The sequence below is a fragment of the candidate division KSB1 bacterium genome, assembly GCA_022562085.1.
GTDB lineage: Bacteria > Zhuqueibacterota > Zhuqueibacteria > Oceanimicrobiales > Oceanimicrobiaceae > Oceanimicrobium.
Map to the genome: position 1 here is coordinate 1 of JADFPY010000208.1, position 7,953 is coordinate 7,953.

General features: G+C 42.2%; 10 protein-coding genes and 1 tRNA gene. 5 read left to right on the forward strand and 6 right to left on the reverse strand.

What is annotated here, in order from left to right:
• The first annotated feature begins 111 nt into the window (after positions 1–111).
• Positions 112–360, forward strand: a complete 249-nt coding sequence (locus IH879_15470; protein ID MCH7676331.1) for a hypothetical protein — start codon at positions 112–114, stop codon at positions 358–360.
• Positions 361–639: 279 nt separating this feature from the next.
• Here IH879_15470 and IH879_15475 read toward each other — a convergent pair whose 3' ends face one another.
• Positions 640–1,143, reverse strand: a complete 504-nt coding sequence (locus IH879_15475) for a phage integrase N-terminal SAM-like domain-containing protein (GenBank protein MCH7676332.1) — start codon at positions 1,141–1,143, stop codon at positions 640–642.
• A 124-nt stretch (positions 1,144–1,267) separates the two neighbouring features.
• Positions 1,268–1,342 (reverse strand) — tRNA-Val (locus tag IH879_15480).
• A 134-nt stretch (positions 1,343–1,476) separates the two neighbouring features.
• Here IH879_15480 and IH879_15485 point away from each other — a divergent pair.
• From IH879_15485 to hemW, 4 genes are all read left to right on the forward strand, one after another.
• Complete coding sequence (locus tag IH879_15485) at positions 1,477–1,656, forward strand: hypothetical protein (protein ID MCH7676333.1); 180 nt, start codon at positions 1,477–1,479, stop codon at positions 1,654–1,656.
• A gap of 239 nt (positions 1,657–1,895) precedes the next feature.
• Entirely contained in the window at positions 1,896–3,692 is a 1,797-nt protein-coding gene (gene lepA, locus IH879_15490) for an elongation factor 4 (protein ID MCH7676334.1), read from the forward strand.
• A gap of 115 nt (positions 3,693–3,807) precedes the next feature.
• Positions 3,808–4,611 (forward strand): signal peptidase I, encoded by an 804-nt coding sequence (lepB, locus tag IH879_15495; protein ID MCH7676335.1) that lies wholly within the window; start codon positions 3,808–3,810, stop codon positions 4,609–4,611.
• A gap of 88 nt (positions 4,612–4,699) precedes the next feature.
• Positions 4,700–5,905, forward strand: coding sequence for a radical SAM family heme chaperone HemW (hemW, locus tag IH879_15500; protein MCH7676336.1), 1,206 nt, complete (start codon positions 4,700–4,702; stop codon positions 5,903–5,905).
• Between the two features lie 32 nt (positions 5,906–5,937).
• On the opposite strand, the gene IH879_15505 is transcribed toward hemW, so the two are convergent.
• From IH879_15505 to IH879_15520, 4 genes are all read right to left on the reverse strand, one after another.
• A complete protein-coding gene (locus tag IH879_15505) occupies positions 5,938–6,717 on the reverse strand; it encodes a hypothetical protein (protein ID MCH7676337.1) in 780 nt (259 codons plus the stop codon).
• A 24-nt stretch (positions 6,718–6,741) separates the two neighbouring features.
• Entirely contained in the window at positions 6,742–7,095 is a 354-nt protein-coding gene (locus IH879_15510; protein MCH7676338.1) for a type II toxin-antitoxin system PemK/MazF family toxin, read from the reverse strand.
• The gene (locus IH879_15515; protein ID MCH7676339.1) at positions 7,092–7,358 is read right to left on the reverse strand and encodes a hypothetical protein; all 267 of its coding nucleotides are present in this window, start codon (positions 7,356–7,358) and stop codon (positions 7,092–7,094) included. Before IH879_15515 ends, IH879_15510 begins: the two co-directional genes overlap by 4 nt.
• Before the next feature lie 221 nt (positions 7,359–7,579).
• A partial coding sequence (locus tag IH879_15520) for a cupredoxin domain-containing protein (protein MCH7676340.1) occupies positions 7,580–7,953 on the reverse strand: 374 nt, incomplete at its 5' end.

Below are 7,953 nucleotides of genomic sequence, written 5' to 3' on the forward strand. Positions count from 1 at the left end.
ATGATAAAAATAAAAAGGGCTTTGTTTTTGCTCAGAAACTATTAGTTTGAAAGAAAATGCAGAGCAAAAGCAATTAATGTATAAGCTCATGCAAATGGGAGCGCAATGGGCATGAAGAGCCGTACTTTATATAGCGTGTCAATTCCGCATCGTGAACCGACCTACGAACTACATAGCAAAGCTGACAGAGAAGAGCCGTATGTCACGCAGTTCGAGGTGGTTGCAGAAAGCCCAGAAGAAGCAGTGGAGTTTGCGAAAGAACGTTTCGAGCAACTTTCAGAGGAATCGTTAGTGAGGTGGACTCGGGTCATCGACAAGCAAGGAATTACTGTCTTGAAAAAGGGGATTCCGCTTTCTTAAACCACCAAACTTAGAATAATCGCAATTGACGATGATTCTACAACTCTTGGATACACAACCAAATCAAGTCGAGTTGTGCAAACACGTCGTCAATTCAACTCAATGTGTGCAACTGTCCCTGTTAAGTTTCTCTATATCTTTATCTCTCTGTCGCAATAACTCTGTAGCTTATTTTGAGCGGAACATTCTGCTTTCCTATATTTTGAGCGGAACATTCTATGTCTTGGTGACGGCTGAGGAAAGATAATATGTGTCCCAAAAATTATACCACAGGCTTTTTTAATTTATGAACCCCTTGCTTATCGTAAAAACCCAAGTCATCCAACTTCGCTTCAACAGCATTTCCCAAGCCGGTATATCAAAACCCTTAAACGGCTGGTTGCTGATAGAGTCGTTTTTATATCCCCAGTTGAACAAAATTTTAAGCCGTCGTAAAAACATAGATTGACTCGTAGGGTTATATTTTTTAGATTCCAAGAGGTCGAGGTATTTATATAGTTTTCGCTTTTTCAATGAACCGGCTGGCTTATTCCCGAACCACTCTATAAAAGCCTCAACTGTTGTTTTCATATCAGCTTTTGTCCTGGGTCTCAATTTTTGTTTTTGTTTAAGCCAAAGAGTTAAGAGTTGAGAAACCGAAACCGTTTCGTATTCCGCTTCCAGTTTTTGCCCTCGCTTGACGGCTTGAATTTTGTCTCGTGTTTTTAGACTGAATGCCTTTTGCTTGCCGTTGATAACAATAGCGAGCCAGTAGATGCCGTTTCTTTGGTAGGTTGAAGCCATCGTTAAGTATCAGTTTTGGGATTTAGTGTCAGTTTACGGCTTATCCGAAAACCAGTGTAGTAAAATTGTAGTAGTATTTTCGCTTATTGAGGAAAAAAAGAGGGTAAGTTTTGGATAAACAGTGTGGGCGATACTGGACTCGAACCAGTGACCCCCTGCTTGTAAGGCAGGTGTTCTAAGCCAACTGAACTAATCGCCCTTGTTTTTCGGTTCTCAATGTAATAATTATATTGAAAAAGTCAAGGACATTGTTAAACGCAACACCCTGAACTTAGATTTCTCCCTTTACTATCACTTGTTTATATCAATTTACAATTTGAGGGGCAGAAAATTTTGACTTTGTTTGATGGGGAACAAATAGTTGGCCGTCACGATATCATCTGGAACGGCCGAAATGGCGAAGGAGCCCCGGTAGCAAGCGGCGTTTATTGGGTTCGGAAGGAGGCAAATAATCCTTCGACAGGCTTGGGACAAGGGTTCGTCAGAGTGAGGAAAATGGTTTTGGCGAGATAAGGAAAAACCGGTTTTCCGTTGCAGTTTTTCCTATTGACTAAAACCCAAAAATTCCCTAAATTGCCACCGGCTTTGTAAAGCAAGTGAAGTTTTAAAGCCAGATCATTCGGTCTGGCTTTTTATTTGCTTAAAAGACCTAAACTAAGCCTGGTTTGAATGGTTTATTGCAAAAGAATAATTTGCTTCCGACGTTGAGTAGCAGTAATTTTTACTTGAAAAAGATGTTCAGCTTCTAAAATATGCAAACAGATAAAATCAGAAATTTTTGCATCATTGCACACATCGACCATGGCAAGTCTACCCTGGCGGATCGGATGCTTGAGCGCACCGGAACCCTGTCTAAAGTTGTCCATGACCAGGTGCTGGATGACATGGATCTTGAACGGGAACGGGGGATTACCATTAAAGCGCATGCAGTGGCTATGAATTATAAGGCCCAAAATGGAAATCAGTACACGTTAAATTTAATCGACACTCCCGGCCACGTGGATTTTACATATGAAGTGTCCCGCAGTCTGGCGGCCTGTGAAGGCGCCATTCTGGTAGTTGATGTCAGCCAGGGCGTCGAAGCGCAGACCATCAGCAACCTCTATCTGGCAATGGAAAACGATCTTACCATAATTCCCGTGCTCAATAAAGTTGACCTTAAAAGCGCGCAAGTTGAAGCGGTTACCCGCCAGGTTACGGACGTTCTGGGAATGGATAAAAGCGATATTCTTCTGGCCAGCGCCAAAGCCGGCAAAGGCATCGATGAAATTCTCGAAGCCGTGGTCGACCGAATTCCCGCTCCCAAAATCAGCTCAAGTTCAGCGCCTTTGCGCGCGCTCATTTTTGACTCAATGTTTGATTCTTACCGTGGCGCCATTGCTTACGTTCGCGTTTATGATGGCGAAATCCGGCCAGGTATGGAAATAAAATTTTTCTCCACCGGGAAAAAATTTGAAGTAGCAGAGGTGGGAGTTTTACAACTGAAAAAGGTCAAGAAGAGTCGATTGTCAGTGGGAGAAGTGGGATATTGTATCGCTGGAGTTAAGCAGGTTCAGGATACAAAGGTTGGCGATACCATTACTGCCGCTGACAAACCGACCTCTGAACCGCTTCCTGGCTACCAGGATGTGAAGCCCATGGTTTTCAGCGGGTTGTTCCCAACGGCTAATGAAGATTACGAGGAACTCCGATCTTCTTTGGAGCGTCTAAAGCTCAATGATTCGTCGCTCATTTATGAGCCGGAAACCTCGCAAGCTCTTGGGTTCGGGTTTCGCTGCGGTTTCCTGGGGCTGCTGCACATGGAGATAATCCAGGAGCGTCTCGAACGGGAATATGATCTCAATATTCTAACAACGGTTCCGAATGTTGAGTATAAAGCTTATAAAAAAAATGGGGATTTAGTTCTTGTGGACAATCCTGCCCTTTTTCCGTCAGTCTCTGAATTAGAATATGTTGAGGAACCTTATATTTCGGCGGATATCATCACGCCGACAGAATATATCGGAAATATTATGAAGCTTTCGATGGACCGGCGAGGCATCTACAAAAACACTGAATACTTAGACCCGACGCGGGCCAATCTTCATTACGATTTTCCTCTTTCGGAAATTATTTTTGATTTTTTTGATAAACTCAAATCTTTAACACGCGGTTATGCATCTCTCGACTATCATTTTGTCGATTACCGAAAATCGGACTTAATAAAGCTCGATATTTTAATTAACAACGACCCGGTTGATGCGCTTTCTTACATTATTCATAAGGACAAAGCCTATGACTGGGGCCGCAAAATTTGCAGTAAACTGAAGGAGCTGATTCCGAGGCAGTTGTTTGAAGTCGTGGTACAATCGGCAATCGGCAGTAAAGTCATCTCACGTACGATTGTGAGAGCCCTGCGGAAAAACGTCACCGCGAAATGTTATGGCGGTGATATTAGCCGGAAACGAAAACTTCTGGAGAGACAAAAAGAGGGGAAAAAACGCATGAAGCAGGTTGGCCGTGTTGAGCTGCCTCAGGAGGCGTTTTTAGCAGTTCTGAAAATTGATTAGTCTTCAATTGTCATTTATTCAAGTAACCTCTTCAAAAATCTTTGTGATACTTAGTGCGCTTCGTGACTTTGTGTTTACTGGTTTTTAAAATATCAAATTAAGGAGTAGTATTTTAATGAACAAACGAAATACGAATTTGGCGGCCACTGGAAAGCTGAATAAATCCAATTCTAAACCCAGCGACAAAAGAAAAAAACGTAAGAAAAATACCACCCGGGAAACAATCGAAGCGATTTTAGTCGCACTCATTGCTGCGATGATTTTAAGAGCATTTGTCGTCCAGGCATTTCGGATTCCGACCGGTTCTATGAAAGACACGCTTCTGGTAGGCGACTTTCTTTTAGTCAATAAATTCATTTACGGGGTTAGAACGCCCGACACAATTCCATTTATTGAAGCCAAAATCCCTGGACCGTTCCGTCTTCCCGCTTTTAAAAAACCCGAGAATGGCGATGTCGTTGTTTTTAAATACCCAGAAGATCCGAGCCTTGATTACATAAAACGCTGCATTGCAATCGGCGGACAAACCATTGAAGTTCGCAGCGGTGACGTTTTTATTGATGGCAAGCCTGAAGGCAAAAAAACCGATTTGGGCCGGAAGTTCGATGCGGAAGACGGAAGGAACGTAAAATATACAAAAATGACGACGCCATTGGGTAAAGAATATGTTATTCGCCACTACGTTGACCGGTACGCTCAAACCGACAATTTTGGACCGGTGACTGTTCCGGAGGGGCACTATTTTATGATGGGGGATAACCGCGACAACAGCGCCGACAGCCGCTCCTGGGGATTTCTGCCAGAAGAAAACGTGGTCGGTGAAGCTCTTGTTATCTATTTTTCGTGGGACAAAACCGGGGCCATTTGGAATTTATTGGAAAGCGTACGATGGTCGAGAGTTGCTAATTTGATTCATTAAATGTGTTCAAAGCCTTCCGGGTTTTAAGTAACAAGCCAAAAGTAAATTGCAATTATCTTTTGGTTTAGCGAGTTGTTAGGAATTATCTATGAAAAACCTGGACGGTTTGAAAACCGCTGGCCTTTATATCCACATCCCCTTTTGCGACATCAAATGCGGCTACTGTGATTTTTACACAGTTACTAAACGCAATCCTCAAATTCCTTCCTACCTGAATGCCCTCACAAAAGAAATCGAGATTTACTCTACTGATTCCGTTGTAAAAATGCTATGTTTTGAAACCATTTTTTTAGGTGGAGGCACTCCCTCTCTTTTAAGCGCGGAGCAAATTTTTTCTTTATTAGAGTTAATCCAAACTCGGTTTGAGTTTGCTAAAAATCCGGAAGTGACCCTGGAAACCAATCCCAACACAGTGGATTTACAAAAGCTGGAAGCTCTTCTGGCAAGCGGCGTGACCCGGTTGAGTCTCGGTGTGCAATCTTTTCATCCCGGGGAACTCAAATTTCTGGATCGAGATCACAGCGATAAGGAATCAGTGGCTGCTGTTCAGAACGCGAGAAAAGCCGGATTCGAAAACATCAGCCTCGATTTGATTTTCGGACTACCGAAGCAAAAATTGCAATTTTGGGAAAAAAATCTTGAGCTGGCGGTTGAACTAAATCCGGATCATATTTCAGCATATAATCTAACCTACGAAGAAGGCACCCCCTTAACAACCCGACTAAAGCGAAAGGAGATCAAAATTCTTCCCGACGAAACTCAGAAGCAGATGCTTTTAACAACGATCGATTTTTTGCAGGCAAGGGGTTTTGAACAATATGAAATTTCGAATTATGCAAAGCCAGGATTTGAGTCAAAACACAATCGAAAGTATTGGAACGGTAATCCCTATTTAGGACTTGGAGTTTCGTCGCACTCATTTCTGAATGGCCGGCGATTCTGGAATGTTCGGAATATGAAAGCTTATATTGCCCAACTTAATAACGAAGCACTGCCAATTGAGGGGGAGGAGAACTTAGATGGGAAGCAGAGAGCGCTGGAGAAAGTTTATTTGGGTTTGCGCCAACGACAGGGCATCGATTTGAAATCTTTCGAAGCGGAAATCGGGATATCCTTTTTTGAGAGGTATTCAGGACCCCTATCGAAGTTTTTTGACTTTGATTTTAGAAGTGGGCCAATAACTTCTGGGTCCCGGAAGTTGAGCGGAAAATTTTTAGAAATAGAAAACGGCTTTTTGCGTTTGACTAATGAGGGAATTGTGATGTCCGATTCGATCTGTGCGGAGTTTGTTTAGAAAACATTCATAAATGGTTAGAACCATTTCTTTTATTTGAGCTTTTCGTTAGCTTTGTCAAGCAGTTTTTTGGACACTTTTTTGTGGTATTCGTCCTCGTGATCGAGAACCGGCAATTCGAGAACAGTTTCAAACTCTTCTTTTGCCGATTGCCATTTTTTCATTTCCATGTAAGTCAAACCCAATTGCTTGTGGTGGTTAATCCATTCAGGAATGCTTTCAATCGCTTTTTTGAAATTCGTAACCGCGGCTTCATTGCTGGCGCCCGGCGGGACCCCTCCGTAGATGATTTTCGCAGCGACTTTCAGGATCCAGCTTAGATTTGCTATTTCCCGGTGCCATCTGCCAAGGACGTGATAAGCACCGTGATGATTGGGTTGCAATTCAAGAGCTTTTTCTGCCTCAGCTTTAACTTCTTTTGAGCGGTTTACCTTTCGTCTGCCGCCTTCGTAAAGCGCCAGTTTTCCGGAAGCAACCGCGATAAAGAAATGGCCATTGGCTTCGTCCGGGCAAATCGACACAGTTTTACGCGCCCATTTTTCGGCAGTATAATAATATTGAACCCTCTTGGTTTTTTCGGTCTCCTCGCCCAAATTGATATATGTTTCGGCGATTTTCCAAAGCGCTTTGCAATTAGAGGTGTCAGCTTTGAAGGCTTTCATATACTCGTCCAATGCTTGCTGGATTTCAAAAGCGCCAGCGAATGCATCTCCCTTTTTTATGTAGAAATCCGGACTTTGTGCAAGTATGTTACTGTAGAAAAGAATGTTGAGCAGGATCGTAAATTGAATTGAGAAACATTTTAGGAGCATCAGGAAAGCTTGCGCATAAAAATTTTAGGTGTCGATTTCAAGTACGGTTTGTAAGCTTTCTTTAATCTGATGAATGTAGTTTGCTGGCAGGACACTTATTCTTTTCTGAATCCTTTTTTTAGAGATGGTTTTAATTTGCAATGAGAGAACTACACAGTTTAAATCCAAATCAGTCTCGCCTTTAGGAACAAACGTTGCCCCAATTCTTGATTCGAAAACTTTCTTTGCTTCAATCAAAGGACAAACAATAAGTGTTTGCAGATTTTTATTTATCACCTCCGCTGAGATGATAACGGCATATCCAGTCGCTTTTTGGGGGTGTTCTCCATTGTCTTTTAGTTTGACCGAGACAATGTCGCCGCAATTATAGGAACTCATGCCGGCCAGGTTTCAGCTTCGACTCCAGCCCATTCATTCAAAACGCGGTTGTTTTTTCTTTCAAACAGTCGACAAGTCTCCGCTAATTGTGCATCTCTTTCTTCTTTTCGCTTTTCACTCAAATACAACTCAAACGCTTCGCGGCCAAATTCGGCAAAGGTGATGCCCATTTTGCTGACCCGATTTTCAATTTCTTTGCGAAGAGAATTTGGAATGTAGAGAACAAATCGATGGTTCGGTTTTACAGCTGATCTACGAGACATCTTTTACTCCATATAAAATAGTACTGAATACTGAGCAGAAAACTTTTACGGTTACTTGTAGATTGGTCTTCTCAAGCAGGTTTACCTGGAGAAGGGTTTTTTTTGTTTGTTATAACTAGTGATAATTAAAATACGGAGGTCTATCAAAAAGTTACAAACTGAACCTGGGGGTTTTAGAAGTTAGCTGGAAATTTTATGGTGTTAACCGTTCTGCAGCTTTTCTAGTAAAATGCAGATTGCTGAACAATGATTGTGCCTTGTTTAATTGGTTGATGAATTGAGCAATAGTAATTAATGGTTCCTGTTTTTGTAAAAGTTACTCCGAAAGTATCATTCTGGTCTATATTTTTTGAGCCAATAAAATCATCAGTTCCATTCATGAATCTACCCGGGTCAACCGAATGAGTTTCCATGTCCTTATTGACCCAGACAACCCTTGTCCCAGGTTGTATAGTTATCGAGTTCGGGTTAAATTGGCTGTTGCGTATTTCAATCTCAACTTCGTTTTCCATTCCTGCGCCTAAGGGATTTTCGCCACACTGCCAAAGAAAAATCGACATCGCAAAGATGACAAGGAGAAAGTTATGGGTTCTCA

What these genes read in the sequence shown, in the direction of transcription:
- IH879_15470 (MCH7676331.1), top strand. Translation starts at nt 112, where the DNA reads ATGAAGAGCCGTACTTTATATAGCGTGTCAATTCCGCATCGTGAACCG.
- IH879_15475 (MCH7676332.1), bottom strand. Translation starts at nt 1,143, where the DNA reads ATGGCTTCAACCTACCAAAGAAACGGCATCTACTGGCTCGCTATTGTT.
- lepA (MCH7676334.1), top strand. Translation starts at nt 1,896, where the DNA reads ATGCAAACAGATAAAATCAGAAATTTTTGCATCATTGCACACATCGAC.
- lepB (MCH7676335.1), top strand. Translation starts at nt 3,808, where the DNA reads ATGAACAAACGAAATACGAATTTGGCGGCCACTGGAAAGCTGAATAAA.
- hemW (MCH7676336.1), top strand. Translation starts at nt 4,700, where the DNA reads ATGAAAAACCTGGACGGTTTGAAAACCGCTGGCCTTTATATCCACATC.
- IH879_15505 (MCH7676337.1), bottom strand. Translation starts at nt 6,717, where the DNA reads ATGCTCCTAAAATGTTTCTCAATTCAATTTACGATCCTGCTCAACATT.
- IH879_15510 (MCH7676338.1), bottom strand. Translation starts at nt 7,095, where the DNA reads ATGAGTTCCTATAATTGCGGCGACATTGTCTCGGTCAAACTAAAAGAC.
- IH879_15515 (MCH7676339.1), bottom strand. Translation starts at nt 7,358, where the DNA reads ATGTCTCGTAGATCAGCTGTAAAACCGAACCATCGATTTGTTCTCTAC.